Raw genomic sequence first — 23,218 nt, forward strand, 5'->3', positions numbered from 1 at the left:
AGACGTGGAGGGAATGACGGGAATCGAACCCGCGTCTTCAGCTTGGAAGGCTGAGGTATTAGCCACTATACGACATTCCCACAGCGCGCTATTGAAACGCTGCGCCATACTTTAGCGCACGTGGGGGCAAAAATGAAAATAGGGAACTAGGGTAGCGCTTGAGTCGTTGTTATAAGCAGAACGGCCCTACCAATAGAAGGCGATGATCATAGTGGAAATTTTGCTCCTTGTGCTGGCAGTGGGCGGAGGTGCGTGGTTTATGTCCTCGCGCAACTCTCAAAAGCGCCGCGAGGAACGAGAAGCACAGCAATTGGCCGATGCACAAGCCGATGCTCGCCGGTGGATTGAGCGCCTGGGTGGCCAAGTAATGCAGATTTCAGGCACAGACTCTGCCTCCCAGCAGGCAATGGCCGATGCGTCCGAGCGTTTTACAGCAGCTAACTCGGCGATTTCGCGCGCCACTACTGCAAAGCAGGCGAACCTCGCGCGTGAGTCCGCTCTGGAAGGCATGCATTATGTGAATGCTGCGCGCGAGATTATGGGCATGAACCCGGGCCCAGAGCTACCGCCGCTCGAGGGACAGCGCGCCGCGGGCAAGGTAACGGAAAAGCGCACGGTGGAAGCGAATGGTCAGCAGATTACGGCCTCGCCGTATGCCTCCGCGGATACCCCGAACTACTACCCAGGCGGAATTGTCGCAGGGCGCCCAGTTCCGGCGGGTTGGTACTCACGTCCGTGGTGGGCCGAGGCATTGCAGACCGGCGTGTGGATGGTTGGCTACTCCATGATGTTTAATGCCCTGTTCTCCGGTATGTCTGGCATTGGTTATTCCGCGACCGCTGCCGAAAGCGGTGACTGGGGCGGTGGTGACGGCATGGGCGATGCTGGCGACATGGGCGGTGACGCTGGCGATGCTGGCGACATGGGCGGTGGCGATGACGGCGGCGGCCTGTTTGATGGCCTTGGCGATGGCGATGGCGGCGGATTCTTTGACGGAATGTTTGATTTCGATTTCGATTTCTAGCCGCTAGTCTGTCAAAATCGTCTTCTGTGCTGCGTTGATTCCATTAAGTGGGGGTCCGTTTAGGAGATTTAAAACGGACACGGTACACTGTCTCAGGTATGCAACGCAGCCAAGGTAACTTGGTGGCCTACATACGGGGCGTGGCGCAGTTTGGTAGCGCACCTGCTTTGGGAGCAGGGGGTCGCAGGTTCAAATCCTGTCGCCCCGACGTATGGGGGTCTGGAAATGCCCTAATAAGGATTTCCGGACCCCCTTTAAGTTTATGTACGTAAAACAATGAAGCCAGGGAGATTCACTCGTGAAGACCACCGTAGACAAGCTGAGCGATACCCGCGTTAAGCTCACCGTCAACGTTCCGTTTGCGGAGCTGGACCAGGAAATCGATCAAGCTTACGCGGCAATCGCGCAGCAGGTTTCTATTCCAGGTTTCCGTAAGGGCAAGGCACCGCGCCAGCTTATTGACGCTCGCTTCGGCCGCGGCCCCATCCTGGAGCAGGTTGTCAATGACATGCTGCCTTCCCGCTACGAGCAGGCAGTCAAGGAAAACGATCTGAAGGTCATCGGCCAGCCGGACGTTGACATTTCCAAGATTGAGGACAAGGACTTCGTGGAGTTCACCGCAGAGGTTGATATCCGTCCTGAGTTCGAGATTCCGGACTTCTCCAAGATCTCCGTTACCGTCCCAGCCCTAAAGGCTGACGAAGAGGACGTCGACAAGGCTCTGGAGGAGCTGGCAGAGCGCTTCGGTGAGCTCAAGGACACCAAGCGCAAGATGAAGACCGGCGACTACGCCATCATCGACATCACCGCCGAGATTGATGGCGAGAAGATCGAGGACGCTTCCACCGAAGGCCTGTCCTACCGTATCGGCGACGATGACCTTATCAAGGGCCTGGATACCGCCCTGCGCGGCATGAAGACCGGTGAGGATAACGAGTTCACCTCCACCATCCAGTCCGGTGAGCACAAGGACGAAGAGGCCACCATCAAGGTGCATGTCCAGCAGTCGAAGGAGCGCAAGCTGCCGGCTATGGACGATGAGTTTGCGCAGATGGCTTCTGAGTTCGACACCATGGACGAGCTGCGTGAATCCACCAAGACCCAGGTGGAGGAGACCAAGAAGGCTGAGCAGGCTGCACAGATCCGCGATGAGGTTCTGAAGTCCGCACTGTCCGAGGTTGAATTCGAACTGCCGCAGTCCGTAGTGGACGAGCAGGCTCACTCCCAGCTGCACCAGATCCTGGGCCAGCTGGCTCACGATGAGAAGGCCCTGGCTCAGCTGCTTGAGGCACAGGGCACCTCCCGCGAGGAGTTTGATAAGCAGACTCGCGAGCAGGCAGAAGAGTCCGTGCGCACCCAGCTGTTCCTTGACGCTGTAGCAGAGAAGGAAGAGCCGGAAGTTTCCCAGCAGGAGCTGACCGACCACATCCTGTTCACCGCTCAGTCCTACGGCATGGACCCGAACCAGTTCATCCAGCAGCTGCAGTCCAACGGCCAGATCGCAAATCTTTTCTCTGACGTGCGCCGTGGTAAGGCACTGGCTGCCGCTATCTGCCGCACCACCGTCAAGGATGAAGAGGGCAACGATGTAGACGTTGACCAGTACTTCGGTGAAATCGAAGAAGAGGACGCTGCAGAAGCTTCCGAGGAGAAGTAATCTCCCGCTTGTAACGCGCTGCTGCCACATGTGTGGTGGCGAGCGCGCATGAAACCCCGGATTCAGGTAACTCAAGGATGAGCCTGAATCCGGGGTTTGTGCCATTGTGAACGCCCCCTAGGAGTCTTTGAGTACTTCGAAGAGGGCGTGATGTGTGTTGGCTGGGGATACCGCTAGCCGTTCTTGGCTCTAAAGGCCTCGTCGGTCAACTGCAGGAAGCGCATAACGTAATCCTTGACAAAGTCTGCGGTACGTTGATTGAGATGTCCGGACTCTTCGAAAAGGGTGGGGGATTGGCCCAGAAATACTTCGGGCTGACCAGGGAGCGGCATGTCGAAGTAGGACAGAGCGAGGCGAAGGTTCTTCTGTGAACTGTAGCCGCCCATGCGGCCTACAGAGTGGCTAATGATACCTGCGGGAAGGTTCTTCCACGCCACATCTGAGTTGGGTTTAGAGCCGATGTCCACTGCGTTTTTGAGGCAGGCAGGGATAGTGCGGTTGTTCTCTGGCGTAATGAAGAGGATCCCGCTCGAGTTCTTGATGGTCTCGCGAAAGGTGGTGTACTCAGCCGGAGTGGGCTTGTCCGTGACGGCGGGGTCATCGTAGTCGAAGTCATAGAGCGGCAAGTCACGGATTTCCACGATGTTTGCCTCGTAGCCTTCAGGGATCATCGTGAGCACCTCGTGTGCAATCTTGCGTGCAAATGACTCTCGGCGCAGGCTGCCGACGATAACGCTGATACGTGGGGTGGTCATGGTAAACCTTCTTTCTTAGTTGGGTGTAGGGAGACGTGGTCAAGGGAGAAAAGGCTTGCAGCCAAAGGCCGGTGGTGGGCCGGCAGCGTGGGCGGCGGTGAGGAAGCCATCTACTTTGTCTCCTTCTTCATGGTGGAAGTACAGTTCGATGAGTCCTAGAAGCCCCCCCCGAGGACGGCCTCTCGTGCGGCGGATGTATTCAACAGCCGCATGGCTGCGGGTTGGTTTCCTTCGCGGATGGCTTCAAACAGCGCGATGGTCTCAAGCCAGCTTCCTTGGTCCGGTCGCGGAAAAGGTTTAGAAATCCCAGTCATCATCACTCGTTTCTTCAGCAGTGCCAATGACATAGGAGGAACCAGATCCGGAGAAGAAGTCATGGTTCTCATCTGCTCCGGGGGCTAAGGCCGCGAGGATTTCTGGGTTCACTTCCGTTTCTTCGGGCGGGAAATAATCCGGGTAGCCCAAATTCATGAGTGCCTTATTGGCGTTATAGCGAACGAACACGGCTACATCATCCATGAGTCCCAAAGGCTCATATAGCTCGCCGGAATAGTCCAGCTCTAGTGCATAAAGCTCTTCGAGCAAAGAAATGGTGAAATCATGCATCTCCTTCTGCCGTAGCGGGGTCGTGGATTCCAGACCGCGCTGATATTTGTAACCCGAGTAGTAGCCGTGCACTGCCTTGTCACGCAGAATGAGGCGGATCATGTCTGCCGTATTTGTCAGGGTGGCGTGGACAGAAAAGTGCAAGGGAAGATAGAAACCCGCGTAGAGAAGCAGCGAGGAAAGCAACGTCGATGACACCTTGCGTTTGAGTGGATCCGGCCCAAAATAGTGCGCGAGAACTTTCTTGGCGCGTGCCTGGAGAAGGTCGTTATTCACCGCCCAGCGGTATGCTTCATCAATTTCCTTTGTACTGCTCAGGGTAGAAAACACTGAAGAGTATGAACGGGCATGGACTGACTGCATGAAGGCGATGTTGGTATACACGGCCTCCTCGTGTTCGGTGCGGGCATCTTGAATCTGACAGATTTCACCCACGGTGGCCTGGACAGTATCCAGGGTGGTGAGTCCCGTGAACACCCGCATGGTGAGGTTGCGTTCCTCGGGTGTCATCTTCTGCCACGCCGGGAGATCATTAGAAAGCGGGACCTTCTCTGGCAACCAAAAGTTGGCGGTTAGACGGTTCCACACTTCAAGATCCTTGTCATCGCTCACCCGGTTCCAATTGATGGCGCGGATGCGGGCTGAAGGATCATGCCGGTAGCTCGGCGGAGTAACTGAAATGCTGGTTAGTTCAGCACTATTCGATGTTGACGACATAGCTTCTTTCTTTCTGAGTGAATGGTTGTGGACAAGGGGGAGGACCGTGCTCCTACAAAGCACAGGAGACGCAGCCTTCGACCTCGGTTCCTTGGAGCGCGGATTGGCGTAAACGGATGTAGTAGAGGGTCTTGATTCCGGCTTTCCAGGCATAGATTTGTGCCTTGTTGATGTCCCGCGTGGTGGTATCAGCGGTAAAGAACAAGGTCAGGGAAAGCCCTTGGTCCACGTGTTGGGTGGCCATGGCGTAGGTGTCGATGATTTTTTCGTATCCCACGGCGTAGGAGTCATCGAAATACTCCAGGTTGTCGTTGGTCATTTCCGGCGCGGGGTAGTACACGCGCCCCAAGCGGCCTTCCTTGCGTATTTCAATTTTGGAGGCAATTGGGTGGATGGACGCGGTGGAGTCATTGATGTAGGAAATTGATCCAGTGGGTGGAACTGCCTGCAAGTAGGCGTTGTAGATGCCGTCTTGCATCACTTGATTCTTGAGCCGTAGCCAATCCTCGCGTTGAGGGATCTGCACGCCTGCTTCGTGGAAGAGCTGTTTTACGTGTTCAGTGGCTGGCGCCCAGTCTTGGTCGATGTATTTGTCAAAGTAGGCGCCAGTGGCATAGGTGGATTCTTCGAAGCCTGTGAATCGTTGACCTTTTTCAACCGCGAGTGCATGGGATGCGCGGAGCGCATGGTAGGTCACCGTGAGGAAATAGATATTTGTAAAGTCCAGTGCCTCGGCGCAGCCATAAGGAATACGCTGTGAAGCAAGGAAGCCGTGGAGATTCATTTGGCCCAGACCAATGGCATGCATGGAAGCATTTCCGTGAGCGATGGAGGGAACAGCTTCGATATTCGTCAGGTCTGAAACCTTCGTGAGGGCACGCACTGCGGTTTCGACGGTCTCCCCGAAGTCCGGCGATTCAAAAGCCTTCGCAATGTTGAGCGAACCTAGATTGCAGGAAATATCCTGGCCAACGGTGGTGTAGTCACCCGAAGCTCCGTAGGTCGATGGCGTGTTGACCTGGAGGATTTCGCTACACAGGTTGGACATATTGATATGTCCTTTGAGGGGATTAGCGCGGTTGACCGTATCTTCAAAGAGGATGTAGGGGTATCCGGATTCAAACTGAAGCTCAGCCAGCGTGGTGAAAAACTCGCGGGCCTTAATGGTCGTGTGAGAGATTCGCGGATTGGCAACCAGCTCGTCGTAGTACTCGGTGATGGACATGTCAGACATGGCTACGCCGTACTCGCGAGCGATGTCATACGGGCTAAAAAGATGCATATCCTTGTTCTCTTTGGCCAGACGGAAGGTTATATCTGGAATAACAACCCCCAGCGAAAGAGTCTTGATGCGGACTTTCTCATCGGCATTTTCCCGCTTGGTATCCAGGAAGCGAAGAATATCTGGATGGTGCGCATGCAGGTAGACGGCTCCAGCGCCCTGCCGGGAGCCCAATTGGTTGGCATAGCTGAAGCTATCTTCGAGAATCTTCATGACTGGGACTACGCCGGAAGCCTGGTTCTCAATCTTTTTGATCGGGGCTCCGGATTCGCGCAGATTGCTCAGCAACAGGGCCACTCCACCACCGCGCTTTGATAGTTGCAGTGCAGAGTTCACGCAGCGGCCAATGCTCTCCAAATTGTCTTCGATTCGCAGGAGGAAGCAGGAGACCATTTCGCCGCGCTGGGCTTTGCCTGCGTTGAGAAAAGTAGGGGTGGCGGGCTGGAAGCGTCCGGTCATGATGTCATCCACCAGCTTTTCTGCGAGCTCTTCGTCGCCCTGTGCAAGGTATAAAGCTGTGGTGGCGACGCGTTCTTCGTAGCCTTCTAGGAATCGGGAGCCATCAAAGGTTTTCAGTGCATATGAAGTGAAGAACTTAAATGCGCCGAGGAAGGTGCGGAACTGATGCTTAACTCGATGTGCTCTGTCGTACATGGCGCACAGAAAGGCGTCATCATAAAGCTCAAGGAAATCCCGCTCGTAGTACTCGTTATCAACCAACCATTCCAAGCGTTGCTTGGTGGAATCGAACTGATGCATGCGGGGAGCGACATGGTGCGTGACATAGTCTTGTGCTGCCTGAATGTCCTTGTCAAACTGGATTTTTCCAGAAGCGTCGAACAAGTTCAGCTGCGCGTTGAGTGCGTGGTAGCTCTTGCGCTTGCCGACACCGCCGGCATTGTCTGCTGAAGCGGTGCGGGGCGTAGCGCCAATAGTCTGTGTGGGGGTGGCATCAAGAGGCCACATTGTGTTTTCCAATCTGTGTGATGCGGATGTGTTCTTCATCTTGTGGGGGATTAATGGGGTGTCATCGTTAGCTGCTTTTGCTGCTCCCAAAACTTCTGAAGGCCCTGCTTTACGGCGGCGATGTCCTTCTGGGTGCCGAGAAGCTCGAAGTGATACAGCTCCGGTACGTGGCACTTGGCGGAAATGATGCGTCCGGCGACGCAGTAAGCACTTCCGAAGTTGGTATTCCCTGAGGTAATAACGCCCCGGATAAAGGAGCGGTTGATTGGGTCATTGAGGAAGTCGATGACCTGTTTGGGGACTGCGCGCTTGAGCGAGCCGCCGCCGTAGGTGGGAACGATGAGTACGTACGGGTGTGAAACCTGGATCATCCCGGTTTTCTTGGGGCGCAGTGGAATGCGCACCGCGGGTCTATCTAAGCGTTCGACGAATCTTTTCGTGTTCTCTGAAACGCTGGAAAAGTACACCAAATCTGGTGAGTCTGACATGGCAATCCTGCTCATTCTGGCCTTAGCCATAAGTGGGATAGGTGATATTCGAAAATACTAACTACGCAATGCCGTAGTTGCAACTACGGTCTAACGTAGTTTTGAAAAGGGCAGGTGAGAGCAGGATTAATGCAAAGGGGAATGTCTAAAGGTTGTGGTGTGCTACAAACACTGCGTCGGTAGCTGGGCGTCCAAGTACTACCCACTGAGTGCCGCCGGCCACCTGTATTTCGAGAGAATCTGAAAAGGGCGCTCCCTCGCGCGTGCTAAGAACAGCCCCAGTGACAATGCCGCGCTCTTCAAGGAACTTCAGCAGTTGTGGGTCGGAATCAGAAATGCGTTCCACGGTCACCTGCGATTGTGCACCGCTGTCGGTGAGGCGATGCGCACTGGGGATAGTGATCTGTCCATCAACCGTAGGGATAGGATCGCCGTGCGGATCCCTAGTGGGGTAATCAAGGAACTTATCCACACGTTCTATGAGCATGTCAGACACCGCGTGTTCGAGATTTTCGGCTTCATTATGGACTTCGTCCCAGGTGTAGCCCAATGCTTGAACCAAAAAAGACTCAAGCAATCGGTGACGGCGCACCATGACCAATGCGTACTGCCTGCCAAGTTCGGTTAACTCCACAGAGCCATAGGGCGTGTGTGACACGAGCCCTTGCTTCGCCATTTTGCGCACTGCATCGGAAACCGAGGAGAGCTTGAGTCCCAGCTGTTTCGCTATAAGCGTGGCGGTAACGGGCTCGGATGACCATTCCTTTAGCCCCCAGATAGCTTTCAAATAGTTCTGGGTACTGGTGGACAGCTCGGAAATAGACATGAGTAAATGTTAACCCAGCTTCCGTGTGCGCCTTTGGCGCTGTGGCCCAACGCTCATAGCGAACAGAGGCCAAGTTTGAGAGAAATGCCGGTAAGGTGGGGCCAGTTAAAGCATTCTTCACTTGAAGGAGAACCACTAATGTCTGAGAAGATTTCAATGAACTCGTCGTCTACGGGTATGAATCTGAGCGATAGCGTGTACGAGCGCCTGTTGCGCGAGCGCATTATCTTCCTGGGAACCCAGGTCGATGATGAGATTGCGAACAAGCTGTGCGCCCAGATCCTCCTGCTGTCCGCCGAGGACCCCACTCGCGACATTTCGCTCTACATCAACTCCCCGGGTGGCTCTGTCACTGCGGGCATGGCCATCTACGACACCATGAAGTACTCGCCGTGCGATATCGCCACCTACGGTATGGGTCTGGCAGCTTCCATGGGCCAGTTCCTGCTTTCCGGCGGTACCAAGGGCAAGCGCTTTGCCCTGCCGCACGCACGCATCATGATGCACCAGCCTTCCGCAGGCGTGGGCGGTACTGCCGCAGATATCGCTATCCAGGCTGAACAGTTTGCGCAAACCAAGCGCGAGATGGCTGAGCTCATTGCCGAGCACACCGGCCAAACCTTTGAGCAGATCACCAAGGACTCTGATCGTGACCGTTGGATGACCGCACAGCAGGCCAAGGATTACGGCATTGTTGACCACGTCATCGAGTCCGTCAACGGCCCGCTGAGCAACTAGGGAATAAGGAGAAATCACTATGAATCAGTCCCAGATGCCAAGTTCCCGTTACGTTCTGCCATCCTTCATTGAGCAGTCCGCACAGGGCACTAAGGAAACAAACCCATACTCCAAGCTTTTTGAAGAGCGTATTATCTTCTTGGGTACCCAGGTAGATGACACTTCCGCCAATGACATCATGGCGCAGCTGCTGGTCTTGGAGAGCCAGGATCCGGACCGCGATATCACCATGTACATCAACTCGCCTGGTGGATCCTTCACCGCGTTGATGGCTATCTATGACACCATGCGCTACGTGCGACCCGATGTGCAGACCGTGTGCCTGGGCCAGGCTGCTTCCGCAGCGGCTGTGCTCTTGGCGGCGGGTGCACCAGGCAAGCGTGCTGCGCTGCCAAACTCCCGCGTTTTGATCCACCAGCCGGCAACGCAGGGTACCCAGGGCCAGGTTTCTGACCTGGAGATCCAAGCCGCTGAGATTGAGCGCATGCGTAAGCTGATGGAAACTACCCTGTCTGAGCACACTGGTCGTACCGCTGAGCAGATCCGCATTGATACTGACCGCGACAAGATCCTGACCGCTCAGGAAGCCGTTGAGTACGGCATCATCGATACGGTCTTTGATTACCGCAAGCTCAATGCATAATTTGGAATAACGCATTTCACGTGGCCCCTGCTATGCAACCTGCATTCCAGTTGTATGGCAGGGGTTTTCTGCTTTTAATGCAGGGAAGGGGGTGTGCTGCTGACTCGTGCTGCACCCGAATGGGGTACCTCTCTTCATGCAATTCCTGCAGGCCGTTAGGTACATTTCTGTCATGCGACACTAAACCTATAACGACCGATTTGTGATTTAGGCCTCTAAGTGGTCATATGTTTTTATGGAGAAACACACATCTGACGCGGCGGCCCAGGCTGCTGCGCCCGTGCCGCAGAGCGGCGAGCGCACATTCTTTGGCCACCCTTGGGGCTTGGCCAACCTTTTTGGCGTGGAAATGTGGGAGCGCTTTAGCTTCTACGGCATGCAGGCCCTAGTCCTGCTGTACATGTATTACGCCACTACCGATGGTGGCCTAGGTCTAGATCGAGCGGACGCGACGTCCATCGTCGGCGCCTATGGCGGCTTAGTATATATGGCCTGCTTGTTGGCTTCTCTTGTCGCTGACCGTGTGCTGGGTGCAGAGCGCACACTGTTTTACTCAGCCGTCATGGTGATGGCTGGCCACCTCGCGTTGGCGTTTATCCCTGCGGTTACGGGGTTGGCGATTGGCTTGGTTCTTATTGCGGTTGGGTCTGGTGGCGTTAAGACCACTGCACAGGTCGTGCTTGGTTCCATGTACAGCCGGGACGACCCGCGCCGTGATGGTGGCTTCTCCATCTTCTATATGGGTGTCAATATCGGTGCTCTTGTTGGTCCGCTGCTTACCACCGCTCTGTGGGGCTGGCAGGGCTTCCATTGGGGCTTCGGTATCGCGGCAGTCGGCATGGCGCTCGGCCTGATTCAGTACTCCCTGATGCGCAAGACCACTATTAAGGACGCGGGGCACGAGGTTCCAAACCCGGCTAGCTCCAAGCAGCTACTTATGGGGGTGGTGGCAGTTGCCGCCGTGGTCGTGGTCATGGTGGTGGCATTGGCTACCGGCGCTATTCAGGTTGATTGGCTGTCCAATATTGTCACCGCGGTGGCTCTTGTAGCTGCAATCTATTTGTGGGGCCAAATGTATACCTCGAAGTTGGTGACCCGCGAGGAAAAGAACCGCCTGCTCGGCTTTATCCCGCTGTTCGTTTCCGGCGTTTTGTTCTTCGGCATCTTCCAGCAGCAGTTCACCGTGATGACGATTTATTCGGATGTGCGCTTGGACCGCCACATGTTTGGTTGGGAAATCCCGCCATCACTGGTGCAGTCCATTAACCCAATTTTTATCGTTATTTTCTCCGCAGTCTTTGCAACGATGTGGACGAAGCTAGGGGATAGGCAGTGGTCCACCCCAGTAAAGTTCGGCGTAGCCAATATCGTCATCGGCATCTCCTTGTTCTTCTTCCTTCCTTTCTCGGGTGCGGAAGCGAACTCCACCCCGATGTTTGTCATCGTTTTCATCCTCTTCCTTTTCACCATGGCGGAACTTCTACTGTCGCCGGTGGGCAATGCCCTAGCTACTAAGGTGGCGCCGGTGGCGTTCCCGTCCCGCATGATGGCGGTGTGGATGATGGCGGTGGCTATGGGTACCTCGCTGGCCGGCTCCTTGGCTAGCTTCTATAACCCGGATGATGCAGGCGCGGAGAATACCTTCTTCATCTCCCTTGGTGTTGTATCCATCGTGTTGGGTGCCATCCTGCTTGTTCTAAGCCGCTGGGTGGTAAAGAAATTTTCCACCTTCCGCTAGATGCTGTAAAACACCCTTAAATGGGAGGTATGTCGGCGTGATGTTGGCATAACTCCCTAAGTGGTTTTTATCACTCGGGTTAAGCAGGGGAGGTGGGGGCATTTAATTGGCATTAGCTGGGGAAATTTTATCCCTTTGGAATTCTCTTGGGCTCGATTCTGAGCCCCAGCAGGTTAACAAAAGGTTAACCAAAGGAAATGTTAAAGAAAAGCAATTGTCTGCGGATAGGTGCAGGAGTAATCTGCATTTCGTCCGCGACGTGTGAAGGCGCCGCAGATGCGTACCGTGTTCATCTTTTCTTTCCAAGGGGCCAACGCTGTGACAGCGACTCTGATTATCCTCGGCATTGTGGTGGTGACCGCCCTTGCCTTTGACTTTACGAACGGATTTCATGACACTGCCAACGCGATGGCTACGTCCATTGCCACTGGTGCTTTGAAGCCTTTTACCGCGGTAGCCATCTCCGCAGCGCTTAACCTTGTGGGTGCCTTCCTTTCGGTCAATGTTGCTGCGACCGTGGCAAAGGGCATTGTTAACCTTGATTCCTACGACCTGTCTGGCGCCGCCGCTGATACCGACGGCCAGGCACTGTTGATGGTCGTCTTCACTGGCCTTATCGGCGGCATCATCTGGAACCTGTTCACCTGGTTGCTGGGTATGCCGTCCAGTTCCTCCCACGCCTTGTTCGGTGGCCTTATTGGTGCCGCCTTCGCTGCGATGGGCTCGGCTGGCGTGGAGTGGTCCTCCATTGCCGGCAAGATCATTATCCCGGCCGTTGCCTCGCCTATCATCGCGGCGCTGGTTTCGGCGTGTGCCACGTTCCTTATCTACTGGGTAACCAACACCATCCCGAATAAGGCTAAGAACGAGCACTTCCGCCACGGTCAGATCGTCACTGCGTGCCTGGTGTCCCTGGCGCACGGCGCTGGCGATGCACAGAAGACCATGGGCGTTATCTTCCTGGCGCTGGTTGCCTCTGGGCATGCGGTTGCAGGCGCCCGCATTCCAACCTGGGTTATCGTTTCTTGTGCTGTGGCTATCGCGGCCGGCACTCTGTCCGGCGGCTGGCGCGTTATCCGCACCCTGGGCAAGGGTCTGGTGGAGATTGAGTCCCCACAGGGCATGGCCGCTGAAGCTACTTCTGCAGCCATCATCCTCACCTCTGCTACCGGTGGTATGGCACTGTCCACCACCCACGTGTCCACCGGTTCCATTCTGGGTACCGGCCTGGGGCGCCGCGGTGCTGAGGTTCGCTGGGGTGTTGCCATGCGCATGGTGTCCGCATGGCTCATCACCTTGCCGTGCGCTGCGTTCGTGGGCTTTGCTACCTGGTGGTTGGCACACGGCGTCTCCTCCTTCACCAACGTCGCAACCGGTGCCATCGTGGACTTCGTCTTGCTGCTGGCAATGGCCGCGCTCATTGTCATCCGTTCCCGCATGAGCCCGGTGGATGCTTCCAACGTCAACAACGACTGGGAACCAAACTCCGAGTCCGTGGATTCTTCCATGGGTGCGGGCTCTGACCGCAAGGAGCCAGTTGCTGCCGGCGCCGCACCAGTGTCCGCTACCAATGCGGAGGATGCCTCCGCGCCGTCTACTGTTCAAGAGGAGCGCTAAACCATGACTGCTGCAGAAATCTTCCAGTCCCTCATTCACGTTGCAGGCTTGGCGTTGGTCTTCGGTGCTGGCATTCCGCTACTTTTCTCCTTGGGCATGCGGTGTATGACCGGTGACCCCATTCGCGACGACAACGGCGTCGTTGTTGGCGATACCCCTGCAAGCCCTCAGATGAAGGTGCTTGGCTGGACTGTCTATGCGGTGCTGGCCGTAGTTATCCTGGTGGCCATCATGTGGATTGCCCGCGATACGCTGGACCACTACTTTGGCTTCACGCCGTTTGGCGACCTCTAAGTCATTGTCCTCCCTTGGGGGTAAACCTCTAATGTGGCGTGCGACACACTTTCTTTAAGTTAACAAAAAGTTAACTTAAAGCGACCAAAGGGTTGCCTAACGAGGGTATGTCGCGTATATTCCTCTGTATCAAACAGAGAGAAAGCCACATGGAGGTGTGAGAAATGAACATGATGCGTTCTTTGATGGACGGCATCGCTGATGCGTTCAAGAGCTCCACCACTGGTACCGGCCTGGACACCATTTCGGAAGCTCCAGTTCGTGCTTTGGTGGCAGAAACCCTGCTTGACGCTGATAAGACTCCTGCTACGACCAAAGACGTTGCAGAGGCACTAGAAACCGTTACCGGTCATGCACCGGATGAACTTGAGATGCTCGATGCAGAACTTTTCCTGCTCGACTTCGACTGGCTGCAATAGGCAGCTACTGAATGAAATCCCCATGAGGCCCCTTGTTACACGCGCTGTGTAGCAAGGGGCCTCGTGCTATGTGGGGCACGGTGGACGTCGGCAAGCGCGGCTAATTACGGGGTGGCAGGATGGCCTCGGGGGTTTCGGGTAGGAGTTGTCCGCCGTCGATAATGAGGGTTTGGCCGGTGATGTAGCCCGCCTCTTCTGAAGCAAGGAAGGCCGCGGCATTGCCAATATCGCGTGGAGTACCAAGACGGTTAAGGGGCACCGACCGCGTCATCTGATCGAGGTACTCTTGGCCTTGGGCCTCGAGCCCTTCGGTGAGGATATTGCCGGGCAGGACGCCGTTGATGGTGATGCCATCGCCGGCTACTTCGAGCGCGGCCGAACGCATAAATCCCTGCTGGGCAGCCTTGGAGGCGCCGTAATGTGCCCAGCCTGGAAAGCCCGTGTGCGAGCCGGTGATAGAAGTAGTAATCACGATGCGCCCATACCGGCGTTCTTTGAGGTAGGGGAGTGCTTCTTGGACCACCTTGAAGGTGCCGTGGGTATTGATGGCAAACATGGCTTCCCATTGTTCATCGCTCATCTCTGCCAGTGGGCAATTAGGGAAGACGCCGGCATTAGAACAGACGATGTCGAAGCCGCCATGTTCGGCGCTGACCTGGCGGTACATTTCTTGGACTGAAGCGCGGTCGGTGACGTCCACGCGCAGGGGACTGGCGCCTAGCTCCGCGGCTGTTGCAGTGGCGCGGTCTAGATCAATATCGGCGATAATGACGGTGGCACCGGCCTCTCGTAGTGAGGCGACGATGCCGCGGCCAATACCGGAAGCACCGCCGGTGACAATGGCTACGCGGCCCATGAGATCGAACATGCTGCTCCTAATCCTAAAAGGGGTGGAACGAGGGTGATTTCGCCTTCTAGTTTAGGCCGCAAGAGCAGGAAAAGTCTGGGAAATTCGCCACGCGGAAGGGAATGAATGAAGGGCCTGTCGGGTTGATTTACTAAGGTAGAAATAGATGAAGATGAAGCCGCGCGGAGGGGTAAAATTGTCCTTCCAACTGTGGATAGCGGTACGAAAAGCGAGTGTGAAAGAACTTAATGGCACGTATGCAAGAAAGCGCTGACCTGCTCAAGTGTTCCTTTTGTGGCAAGAGTCAGAAGCAGGTGAAAAAGCTCATCGCCGGCGGCGGTGTCTACATCTGTGATGAGTGCATCGAGCTATGCAATGAGATTATCGAAGAGGAACTGGGCCAGGAGCAGGCACAGGAATCATCCGACGCAGAGGTCCGCCTGCCTCGGCCCTCGCAGATTTCCGCCTTCCTGGATAAATACGTCATTGGTCAGGACAAGGCTAAGCGCGTCCTCTCGGTTGCGGTCTATAACCACTACAAGCGCATCAAGGCAGAGGAGTCGGCGGCGTTGGAAGCTCGCCGCAAAAAGGCCGAGGGCGATGAGGTGGAGATCTCTAAGTCCAATATTTTGATGCTGGGTCCTACCGGTTCCGGTAAGACCTACTTGGCGCAGACCTTGGCCCGGCTTCTCGATGTCCCCTTTGCCATCGCTGATGCCACCAGCCTCACCGAGGCCGGCTACGTGGGCGAAGATGTGGAAAATATCCTGCTGAAACTGCTGCAAGCGGCCGATTTTGACGTGGAGCGCGCCCAGCGCGGCATTATCTACGTCGACGAGGTGGACAAGATTTCCCGCAAGTCTGAAAATCCGTCCATTACCCGTGACGTCTCCGGTGAGGGTGTACAGCAGGCCCTGCTAAAGATCTTGGAAGGCACCGTGGCGGCCATTCCCCCGCAGGGTGGACGCAAACACCCGAATCAGGAGTTTATCCAGCTGGATACCTCCAATATCTTGTTCATCGTCGCCGGCGCATTCGCGGGGCTAGACCAGGTCATTGCGGATCGAGTGGGAAAGAAGGGCGTGGGCTTTGGCGCCAACTTGGATACCAAGGACGAGCGCGAGAAGGTCGATCTCTTCGCCCAGGTGCGGCCTGAGGACCTAGTGAAGTTTGGCCTTATTCCAGAGTTCATCGGCCGCCTGCCCGTCGTGGCCACTGTGGATAACCTGGACCGTGAATCCTTGGTCAAGGTGCTTACCGAGCCGAAGAACTCCTTGGTCAAGCAGTATAGCCGCCTGTTTGAGATGGATGATTGTGAATTGGACATCGAGCCGGCGGCGTTGGGCGCCATCGCGGAGCTCGCCTTGGAGCGCAAGACGGGTGCGCGTGGCCTACGCGCCATCATGGAAGAGCTGCTGGTACCAGTGATGTATGACCTGCCGGACCGCGAAGATATCGCGACGGTACATATCACCCCAGAGTGTGTCACCGAAGGCGCGGAGCCGCAGTTTAGCTATAAGGATGAGGCGAAGGAGTCTGCCTAAGCGGCAGCTGCCTAGGCACCGGCCTTCAAAGTGCCTGTCGGCGGGCCTTGGCAAAGTAAGGTGCGGGCCTTGTAGCCGGGGCCCGCGCTAGTTCTCCTCGTTATAGATATCCTGCGGCGAGGCCTCGTCGCCCTCCTTGGTATCGAACGAGGAGGAGGTGAGGTAGGACTCGTGGCCCGAGTCAGGGATATTGGCGGTCAAAAACGCCAGCACAGCATCGACGGTAAGCCTATGCATACCGTCGATATTTTCTTGGGAATTGAAATTTACGCCCAGCATGTTTTCCACCATTACCTGGTTGGTCACGCGGTACACAGTCAATGAGGAAATCAGGGTGAAGATGTCATTGGCGGAAATGCCTGGGCGGAAGGCTCCGGCGTCTTGGCCCAAAAGCAGCAGGCGGTCGAGGTGAAGGGCGACCCCGGCGACGTCGGCAATAGCCTGTTGAGCTGGGTCCACAATCTGCTGGTTGGATTCCCATACCAGCATGCGGATGGCCTCAGGGTTGGCAACGCGCTCGCGGAAGAGCCAATCCACCAACTTGCGCACGCCCTCGACGGGAACCGCGGTATCGATTTCCAGGTCATCCTCGAGCGGGTTGAGGCGCTGCGCAGCGGTACTCAACGCCCGCAAATACAGGCCCTTCTTATCACCAAAGTGATAGTGAATCATGCGCTTAGACATGCCGGATTCCTGAGCGATGGTCTCCAGCTTGGTCTCTGCAAAACCAAGGCTGGAAAAATGCTTAATCGCAACGTCGACCACGGAATCAATGCTGACGGATTCCGCGTGGGCAGCATGGGGAGAATCCGCCTGGTCTGCAGCTTGCAGTGGGTCAGTATTCTCAGTGCTCATTGCGTAAATCCTCAATTCTTGCGGCGCGCGAGTGGCGCGGTGAACTGTTATCTATCGGTGCGGGAGTAAGCAAACCCGATGCCACCAGGGTGTGCAGCGCGGGGTAGTACCCCGCTTTTCCTTTTCCTATCATGCCCGATTGATCACCCCGTGCGGGAGTTTCTGGCCCATTGGGGGCGTTAATTCGTAGGTAAACGGGGGTAATTTAACGCGAGTTCGCTGCATTATCCCTCTAAAAGAGGGGGACTAGAATCACAGCGCTGAAGGCGGTGGTGGGGCTAAGCTCGGGGATGGATACATTCCGTGGCGGTGCGAGCAGGCTGGCTCGCGAGTGCCGCCCTTGTCACAGCCACCAAGGAGGCTTTACACCATGACTCAGCCCGTCAAGATCACCGTCACCGGCGCTGCCGGCAATATTGCATATTCGCTGTTGTGGCGCATCGCTGCCGGCGATGTATACGGCAAGGACACCCCGGTTGACCTAGCGCTGCTAGAAATCCCCGCTGCAGTAGGCAAGGCCCAGGGTGTAGCCATGGAGCTCAATGACTCCGCTTTGCCATTGGTTAACTCCATTACGGTGACCGATGATGTGCGAGAAGCTTTTGAGAACACCTCCGCCGCTTTCCTGGTGGGCGCCCGTCCGCGCAGCAAAGGCATGGAGCGCGCCGACCTGCTGGAGGCCAATGGTGCCATCTTCACTACGCAGGGCAAGGCCATTAATGACTATGCAGCGCGCGATGTCCGCGTACTCGTGGTGGGCAACCCGGCTAATACGAACGCGCTTATCGCCGCGAATAACGCCCCGGATCTGGATGACTCCCAGTTCAATGCCCTTATGCGCTTGGACCATAACCGCACCCTGAGCCAGCTGGCGTTGAAAACCGGAAAATCAACCACCGATTTCACCAAGGTGGCGGTTTGGGGCAACCACTCCGCCAGCCAGTTCCCGGATATCACTTTCTCCAATGCCGAGGTGGACCAAGAGTGGTACCGCGAAGAAATGATCCCCAAGGTAGCCAAGCGCGGTGCCGAGATTATTGAGGTGCGTGGCAGCTCTTCGGCCGCCTCGGCGGCCTCGGCAGCCGTGGACCATATGCATGACTGGATTCATGGCACTCAGGATTGGCGCACTGCGGCGGTGCCATCGGATGGATCCTACGGCGTCGATAAGGGCCTCATCTGTGGATTCCCCACCATCTGCCGCGATGGGAAGTGGGAAATTGTGCAGGGACTTGAGCTCAATGAGTTCCAAAAGGAACGCATTGAGGCCTCCGTAGCTGAGCTGCGTGAAGAGCGCGAGGCCGTAGCAGACCTGCTCTAAAACAAACTCGGTGCGCGCTCTAGCCACGGCGCGCACCCTGCCTGGCTGAGCCGGTTGACGTGCAAGGTAGAATCGGCCAGGTGACTGAGCAAAATAATGAGCAATTAGTTGGTACCAACCGCGCCGATGCGCTGCCCAAGTCTTGGGAGCCGCAGGCCGTAGAGAAGGACCTCTATGAGGGCTGGGTAGAAAAGGGCTACTTCACCCCGGATGCGAATTCGGAGGCCGAGCCTTATTCCATCGTGCTGCCGCCGCCGAATGTGACCGGCCAGCTGCACATGGGCCACGCCTTGGACCACACGCTGATTGATTCCATTATCCGCCGCAAGCGCATGCAGGGCTACGCCACTCTGTGGCTGCCCGGCGCCGATCACGCCGGCATCGCTACCCAGACCAAGGTCGAGGCCAAGCTCAAGGAGACCGAGGGCAAGAAGCGCTGGGACTATGAGCGCGAAGAATTCATTGGCAAGGTCTGGGAATGGAAGAAGCAGTACGGCGGCACCATCCAGAACCAGATGCGCGCCATTGGTGACTCCGTGGACTGGTCCCGCGAGCGCTTCACCTTGGATGATGGCCTCTCGCGCGCCGTACAGACCATCTTTAAGAACCTCTACGATGAGGGCATGATCTACCAGGCCAACCGCCTGGTGAACTGGTCGCCGGTGCTAGAGACCGCCGTCTCCGATATCGAGGTCGTGTACAAAGACGTCGAGGGCGAGCTGGTCTCCATCCGCTATGGCTCGCTGAACGACGATGAACCGCACCTCATCGTGGCCACCACCCGTGTGGAAACCATGCTGGGCGACGTCGCTATTGCCGTACACCCAGACGACGAGCGCTACGCCGACTTGGTGGGCAAGGAGCTGCCGCACCCATTCCGCGATGACCTGACACTCAAGATCATCGCCGACGATTACGTCGATATGGAATTTGGTACCGGTGCGGTGAAAATTACCCCAGCACACGATCCGAATGACTACGCAATGGGCACCCGCCACAACCTGGACATGCCCACGGTCATGGATACCACCGGCCACATTGCCAATACTGGCACCCGCTTCGACGGCCTGACCCGCGAGGAAGCCCGTGTGGAGATTCGCGAGGCACTGCGCGAGCAAGGCCGCATTGTCAAGGAAATTCGCCCGTACGTCCACTCTGTGGGCCACTCGGAGCGCTCCGGGGAACCCATCGAGCCGCGCTTGTCCCTGCAGTGGTTTGTGGACGTGGCCAAGATGGCTAAGGCTTCTGGTGACGCTGTGCGCGAAGACGATACCACCTTGCACCCACAGTCGTTGGAGCCGCGCTACTTTGAATGGGTCGATGATATGCACGATTGGTGCATCTCCCGCCAGTTGTGGTGGGGTCACCGCATTCCTATTTGGTACGGGCCGGAGGGCGAGGACGGCCAGCGCGACATCGTCTGCGTCGGCCCCGATGAGGAGCCACCGGCAGGATACGAGCAGGACCCAGACGTATTGGATACCTGGTTCTCCTCCGCGCTGTGGCCATTTTCCACCCTGGGTTGGCCGGAAAAGACCCCGGATCTGGAGAAGTTTTACCCCACCAACGTGCTGGTCACTGCCTATGACATCTTGTTCTTCTGGGTAGCCCGCATGATGATGTTCGGTACTTTCGCTGGCTCTCATACCCCAGAGCTTTTGGGGGAGGGCACCGATGGTCGCCCGCAGGTTCCATTTAAGGATCTGTATCTACACGGCTTGGTCCGCGATGAGCAGGGCCGCAAGATGTCTAAGTCTTTGGGCAATGGCATTGATCCGATGGATTGGGTGCGCGACTATGGCGCAGACGCCCTGCGCTTTACCCTTGCGCGTGGGGCCAACCCGGGTGTGGACCTGCCATTGGGCTCTGATGCTGCCGCGGCTGCCCGCAACTTTGCCACCAAGCTCTTCAACGCCACCAAGTTTGCGCTCATGAATGGCGCCGGTGTAGCTACGCTGCCGAACCGCGCGGAGCTTAGCGACGCCGACCGGTGGATCCTCGACCGCGCCGAAGAGGTACGCGCCAAGGTGGATGCGTACCTGGATGATTACCAGTTTGCTAAGGCCAATGAGCTGCTCTACCACTTCACCTGGGACGAGCTATGTGACTGGTACTTGGAAATTGCCAAAACCCAAATCCCGCGTGATGGTGTCAGCGAGCAGGGCCGCAATACCCAGATTGTTCTGGGCCGCGTGCTAGACGTCGTCCTACGCCTGCTGCACCCGACCATGCCTTTCGTGACCGAGGTGCTCTGGAAGGCCTTGACCGGCGGCGAGTCCATCGTTGTGGCGCCGTGGCCTACCGTTGCCGATACCAATGGTGGCGCCACCAAGGATGAGGTGGCCGCCCGCCGCATTGAGGATGCCGATAAGCTCATTACTGAGCTGCGCCGCTTCCGTTCTGACCAAGGGGTAAAGCCTTCTCAGAAGGTTCCCGGTCGCCTTGACTTCGCCGCGGCCGACCTGGCCGGCCAGGAAGAACTGGTGCGCAACTTGGCTAATACCACCGCACCAGGCGAGGACTTCGATCCTTCCGCCTCTATCGAGGTACGCCTTTCCCAGGCCACCGTGGAGGTCACCCTAGATACCCACGGTGCTGTAGACGTAGAAGCTGAGCGCAAGCGCCTAGAAAAGGATCTGGCCAAGGCCAATAAGGAACTGGAGCAAACCGGCAAGAAGCTCGGCAATGAGAACTTCCTGTCCAAGGCGCCGGAAGAAGTGGTCAATAAGATTAAGCAGCGCCAGCAGATCGCCCGCGAAGAGGTCGAGCGCATCACCAGCCGTTTGGAAGGCCTGAAGTAGTGGCGGAGAAGGACAAGGATACAGAGGACTTTGAAATCGTCGATGCCCTCAAAGAAGGCACCGATGGTGGCCCAGTGGAAATCACTGAGTCGGGCCTGACGCTCAACTTGGGCATGGGCAGCGAGGACGAGTACAACGAGGCCGCTCCGCAGGAGGTCTCCGCTGCGGAGCTACGCGCCCTTGCGGAGGTCGAGGAAGAACTCAACGAGCGTTGGCCCGAAACCAAGATTGAGCCTTCCCTCGACCGCATCGAGATGCTCATGGATCTGCTCGGTCACCCCGAGCGTTCTTTCGACGTCATCCACATTGCCGGCACCAACGGAAAGTCCTCTACCGCGCGCATGGTCGATTCGCTTTTGCGTGCCTTCCACCGCCGAGTGGGTTTGGTAACCAGCCCACACCTGCAGCGCGTTACTGAGCGCATCGGCATTGATGGCCAGCCCATTCACCCGCGCGATTATGTACGCATCTGGCACGAGATTAAGCCATTTGTGGAAATGGTCGATGCCGAATCGGACGTGCCTATGTCTAAGTTCGAGGTCCTCGTCGGCCTGTCCTATGCTGCGTTTGCCGACGCCCCCGTGGACGTCGCTGTCGTCGAAGTCGGCCTTGGCGGACGTTGGGACGCTACCAATGTGGTCAACGCGGATGTCTCTGTCATTACCCCGGTGGGCATGGACCACACGGATTACCTGGGGGAGACGATCACTGAAATCGCAGGCGAGAAAGCTGGCATTATTAAGCCACGCGAAGACGCCGACGATCCATTGACCCCGAACGAAAACATTGTCGTCATTGCTGAACAGGACCCGGAGGCTATGCGCGTCATCCTGCAGCAGGCAGTGGACGTCGAGGCAGGCGTGGCTCGATCCGGTTCCGAGTTTGCCGCCCTCGAATCGCGCATTGCCGTTGGCGGCCAGCAGGTGAATATTCAAGGCCTCGGCGGCCTGTATGAGGATATATTCATGCCCCTACATGGCGAGCACCAAGCCAAGAACGCCGCCGTGGCCCTTGCAGCGGTGGAGGCTTTCTTCGGCGCATCTGCCGGCCACTCGCTGGATATCGCGACTGTGCGTAATGGCTTTGCCCAGGCAATTTCGCCCGGCCGCTTGGAGCGCGTGCGTACCTCGCCCACGACGTTTATTGACGCCGCTCATAATCCCCACGGCGCCAAGGCTTTAGGCGCAGCGTTGGACCGCGATTTCGACTTCGCCCGCCTCATCGGTGTGCTGTCCATCTTTGCGGATAAGGATGCGACCGGAGTTCTCACCGCGTTGGAGCCGTATCTGACCGAGGTTGTCATTACCCAAAACTCCTCGCCGCGTGCCTTCGACGCCTATGAGTTGGCCGAAACTGCCCGCGATATATACGGCGAAGAGCGCGTGCACGTTGCCGACGATCTCCCCGGCGCCTATGCCCAGGCCGTGGAACTTGCCGAAGACGCGGAGGTCCAGTCCGGCTCCGGCATTATCATCACCGGCTCGGTCGTCACCGCTGGTGATGCCCGCGCGATGTTTGGAAAGGAACCTGCATGAGCCGCGACAATCACCACCCAGGCGGAGAGCGCCAACCCCGCCCGCCCCGCAGCAGCCGTGCCCGCGGCCGCGAGGAACATATCCCTGAAAGCGAGATCGGGCCCCTAGGCATGGGCCAAGCCCCAGTCAAGGACCCACTTAAAAGCTTCAACGGGATGGTCATTGCCAGCTCCCTGACCATGGAGGCGCTCGCCCTATCCTTCGCACTGCCGATGCTGTACAAGCTGTATGACGGTACCTTGTGGACCCCCTTCAATTACGGCTTTGTCATCGCCGCAGTGGTATTCCACCTCGTGATGATCGCGTTCATGAATAAGAAGTGGGCGCTGTCTGTCATCGTATGGGCGCAGCTGTTGTGCGTCATTGTGGGCTTTATGGTCCACTGGGCTGTGGCCGCCATCTTCATCATCTTTGGCATGGAGTGGCTGCTAGCCGTATACCTGCGCAGCAACCTCATCGCCCGTATGAAGCGCGGATACCTCACCACGCAGCACCTCAACGAGAAATAGCACGGTAGCCTTGACGGCCTTCGGCGAGTGGCCAAG

Annotated in this window: 20 protein-coding genes and 2 tRNA genes; 14 read left to right on the forward strand and 8 right to left on the reverse strand. The window is 56.9% G+C overall.

Translation table 11 applies throughout. The annotated features are described in order from the left end of the window. Nucleotides 1–5: 5 nt before the first annotated feature. A tRNA-Gly gene (locus tag L8V22_RS09200) sits at nucleotides 6–80 on the reverse strand. A gap of 122 nt (nucleotides 81–202) precedes the next feature. On the opposite strand from L8V22_RS09200, the gene L8V22_RS09205 reads away from it, so the two are divergent. The 3 genes from L8V22_RS09205 to tig all read left to right on the forward strand — a co-directional run bounded on the left by L8V22_RS09205 (nucleotide 203) and on the right by tig (nucleotide 2,681). Next, nucleotides 203–1,024, forward strand: a complete 822-nt coding sequence (locus tag L8V22_RS09205) for a DUF1542 domain-containing protein (RefSeq protein ID WP_269966483.1) — start codon at nucleotides 203–205, stop codon at nucleotides 1,022–1,024. 134 nt (nucleotides 1,025–1,158) lie between these two features. Then, nucleotides 1,159–1,232: transfer RNA gene (locus L8V22_RS09210), tRNA-Pro, on the forward strand. A gap of 90 nt (nucleotides 1,233–1,322) precedes the next feature. Continuing rightward, complete coding sequence (gene tig, locus L8V22_RS09215; protein ID WP_005324044.1) at nucleotides 1,323–2,681, forward strand: trigger factor; 1,359 nt, start codon at nucleotides 1,323–1,325, stop codon at nucleotides 2,679–2,681. Nucleotides 2,682–2,854: 173 nt separating this feature from the next. Here tig and L8V22_RS09220 read toward each other — a convergent pair whose 3' ends face one another. The 5 genes from L8V22_RS09220 to L8V22_RS09240 all read right to left on the reverse strand — a co-directional run bounded on the left by L8V22_RS09220 (nucleotide 2,855) and on the right by L8V22_RS09240 (nucleotide 8,321). Beyond that, on the reverse strand, nucleotides 2,855–3,436 hold the full coding sequence (locus L8V22_RS09220) for an NADPH-dependent FMN reductase (protein WP_005324045.1): 582 nt from the start codon (nucleotides 3,434–3,436) through the stop codon (nucleotides 2,855–2,857). A gap of 297 nt (nucleotides 3,437–3,733) precedes the next feature. After that, complete coding sequence (gene nrdF, locus L8V22_RS09225) at nucleotides 3,734–4,759, reverse strand: class 1b ribonucleoside-diphosphate reductase subunit beta (RefSeq protein WP_023020918.1); 1,026 nt, start codon at nucleotides 4,757–4,759, stop codon at nucleotides 3,734–3,736. 52 nt (nucleotides 4,760–4,811) lie between these two features. Then, a complete protein-coding gene (gene nrdE, locus L8V22_RS09230) occupies nucleotides 4,812–7,007 on the reverse strand; it encodes a class 1b ribonucleoside-diphosphate reductase subunit alpha (RefSeq protein WP_005324048.1) in 2,196 nt (731 codons plus the stop codon). Nucleotides 7,008–7,057: 50 nt separating this feature from the next. After that, nucleotides 7,058–7,525 carry a class Ib ribonucleoside-diphosphate reductase assembly flavoprotein NrdI gene (nrdI, locus tag L8V22_RS09235; RefSeq protein WP_005324049.1) on the reverse strand — a complete coding sequence of 156 codons (468 nt, stop codon included), beginning with the start codon at nucleotides 7,523–7,525 and terminating at the stop codon, nucleotides 7,058–7,060. Between the two features lie 115 nt (nucleotides 7,526–7,640). Continuing rightward, nucleotides 7,641–8,321 (reverse strand): metal-dependent transcriptional regulator, encoded by a 681-nt coding sequence (locus L8V22_RS09240; RefSeq protein WP_269966484.1) that lies wholly within the window; start codon nucleotides 8,319–8,321, stop codon nucleotides 7,641–7,643. Nucleotides 8,322–8,459: 138 nt separating this feature from the next. Here L8V22_RS09240 and L8V22_RS09245 point away from each other — a divergent pair, with 138 nt between their 5' ends. The 6 genes from L8V22_RS09245 (at nucleotide 8,460) to L8V22_RS09270 (ending at nucleotide 13,770) form a co-directional block, all read left to right on the forward strand. Then, nucleotides 8,460–9,059: an ATP-dependent Clp protease proteolytic subunit gene (locus L8V22_RS09245; RefSeq protein WP_049377226.1), complete on the forward strand. Its 600-nt coding sequence runs from the start codon at nucleotides 8,460–8,462 to the stop codon at nucleotides 9,057–9,059. Between the two features lie 19 nt (nucleotides 9,060–9,078). Beyond that, nucleotides 9,079–9,702 (forward strand): ATP-dependent Clp protease proteolytic subunit, encoded by a 624-nt coding sequence (locus L8V22_RS09250; RefSeq protein WP_005324052.1) that lies wholly within the window; start codon nucleotides 9,079–9,081, stop codon nucleotides 9,700–9,702. Between the two features lie 235 nt (nucleotides 9,703–9,937). After that, nucleotides 9,938–11,440, forward strand: coding sequence for a peptide MFS transporter (locus tag L8V22_RS09255; protein ID WP_238801170.1), 1,503 nt, complete (start codon nucleotides 9,938–9,940; stop codon nucleotides 11,438–11,440). Between the two features lie 318 nt (nucleotides 11,441–11,758). Beyond that, nucleotides 11,759–13,057: an inorganic phosphate transporter gene (locus L8V22_RS09260; RefSeq protein WP_238801183.1), complete on the forward strand. Its 1,299-nt coding sequence runs from the start codon at nucleotides 11,759–11,761 to the stop codon at nucleotides 13,055–13,057. A gap of 3 nt (nucleotides 13,058–13,060) precedes the next feature. Beyond that, nucleotides 13,061–13,351, forward strand: a complete 291-nt coding sequence (locus tag L8V22_RS09265) for a hypothetical protein (protein ID WP_049377224.1) — start codon at nucleotides 13,061–13,063, stop codon at nucleotides 13,349–13,351. Nucleotides 13,352–13,515: 164 nt separating this feature from the next. Then, nucleotides 13,516–13,770 carry a hypothetical protein gene (locus L8V22_RS09270; RefSeq protein WP_049377223.1) on the forward strand — a complete coding sequence of 85 codons (255 nt, stop codon included), beginning with the start codon at nucleotides 13,516–13,518 and terminating at the stop codon, nucleotides 13,768–13,770. Nucleotides 13,771–13,870: 100 nt separating this feature from the next. On the opposite strand, the gene fabG is transcribed toward L8V22_RS09270, so the two are convergent. After that, nucleotides 13,871–14,638 carry a 3-oxoacyl-ACP reductase FabG gene (fabG, locus tag L8V22_RS09275; RefSeq protein ID WP_238801171.1) on the reverse strand — a complete coding sequence of 256 codons (768 nt, stop codon included), beginning with the start codon at nucleotides 14,636–14,638 and terminating at the stop codon, nucleotides 13,871–13,873. A gap of 227 nt (nucleotides 14,639–14,865) precedes the next feature. Here fabG and clpX point away from each other — a divergent pair, with 227 nt between their 5' ends. Continuing rightward, nucleotides 14,866–16,161, forward strand: coding sequence for an ATP-dependent Clp protease ATP-binding subunit ClpX (gene clpX / locus L8V22_RS09280; RefSeq protein WP_238801172.1), 1,296 nt, complete (start codon nucleotides 14,866–14,868; stop codon nucleotides 16,159–16,161). A gap of 87 nt (nucleotides 16,162–16,248) precedes the next feature. On the opposite strand, the gene L8V22_RS09285 is transcribed toward clpX, so the two are convergent. Then, nucleotides 16,249–17,016: a TetR/AcrR family transcriptional regulator gene (locus L8V22_RS09285; protein WP_238801173.1), complete on the reverse strand. Its 768-nt coding sequence runs from the start codon at nucleotides 17,014–17,016 to the stop codon at nucleotides 16,249–16,251. A 370-nt stretch (nucleotides 17,017–17,386) separates the two neighbouring features. Here L8V22_RS09285 and L8V22_RS09290 point away from each other — a divergent pair, with 370 nt between their 5' ends. The 4 genes from L8V22_RS09290 (at nucleotide 17,387) to L8V22_RS09305 (ending at nucleotide 23,182) form a co-directional block, all read left to right on the forward strand. Then, a complete protein-coding gene (locus L8V22_RS09290) occupies nucleotides 17,387–18,337 on the forward strand; it encodes a malate dehydrogenase (protein ID WP_238801174.1) in 951 nt (316 codons plus the stop codon). Nucleotides 18,338–18,417: 80 nt separating this feature from the next. Continuing rightward, the gene (locus tag L8V22_RS09295) at nucleotides 18,418–21,138 is read left to right on the forward strand and encodes a valine--tRNA ligase (protein WP_238801175.1); all 2,721 of its coding nucleotides are present in this window, start codon (nucleotides 18,418–18,420) and stop codon (nucleotides 21,136–21,138) included. Continuing rightward, a complete protein-coding gene (gene folC / locus L8V22_RS09300) occupies nucleotides 21,138–22,673 on the forward strand; it encodes a bifunctional tetrahydrofolate synthase/dihydrofolate synthase (RefSeq protein ID WP_238801176.1) in 1,536 nt (511 codons plus the stop codon). The genes L8V22_RS09295 and folC overlap by 1 nt, the downstream gene beginning before the upstream one ends. Continuing rightward, nucleotides 22,670–23,182, forward strand: coding sequence for a DUF4233 domain-containing protein (locus L8V22_RS09305; RefSeq protein ID WP_049377216.1), 513 nt, complete (start codon nucleotides 22,670–22,672; stop codon nucleotides 23,180–23,182). The genes folC and L8V22_RS09305 overlap by 4 nt, the downstream gene beginning before the upstream one ends. Nucleotides 23,183–23,218: the final 36 nt, after the last annotated feature.

Source organism: Corynebacterium yonathiae (assembly GCF_027570195.1).
Taxonomy (GTDB): domain Bacteria; phylum Actinomycetota; class Actinomycetes; order Mycobacteriales; family Mycobacteriaceae; genus Corynebacterium; species Corynebacterium yonathiae.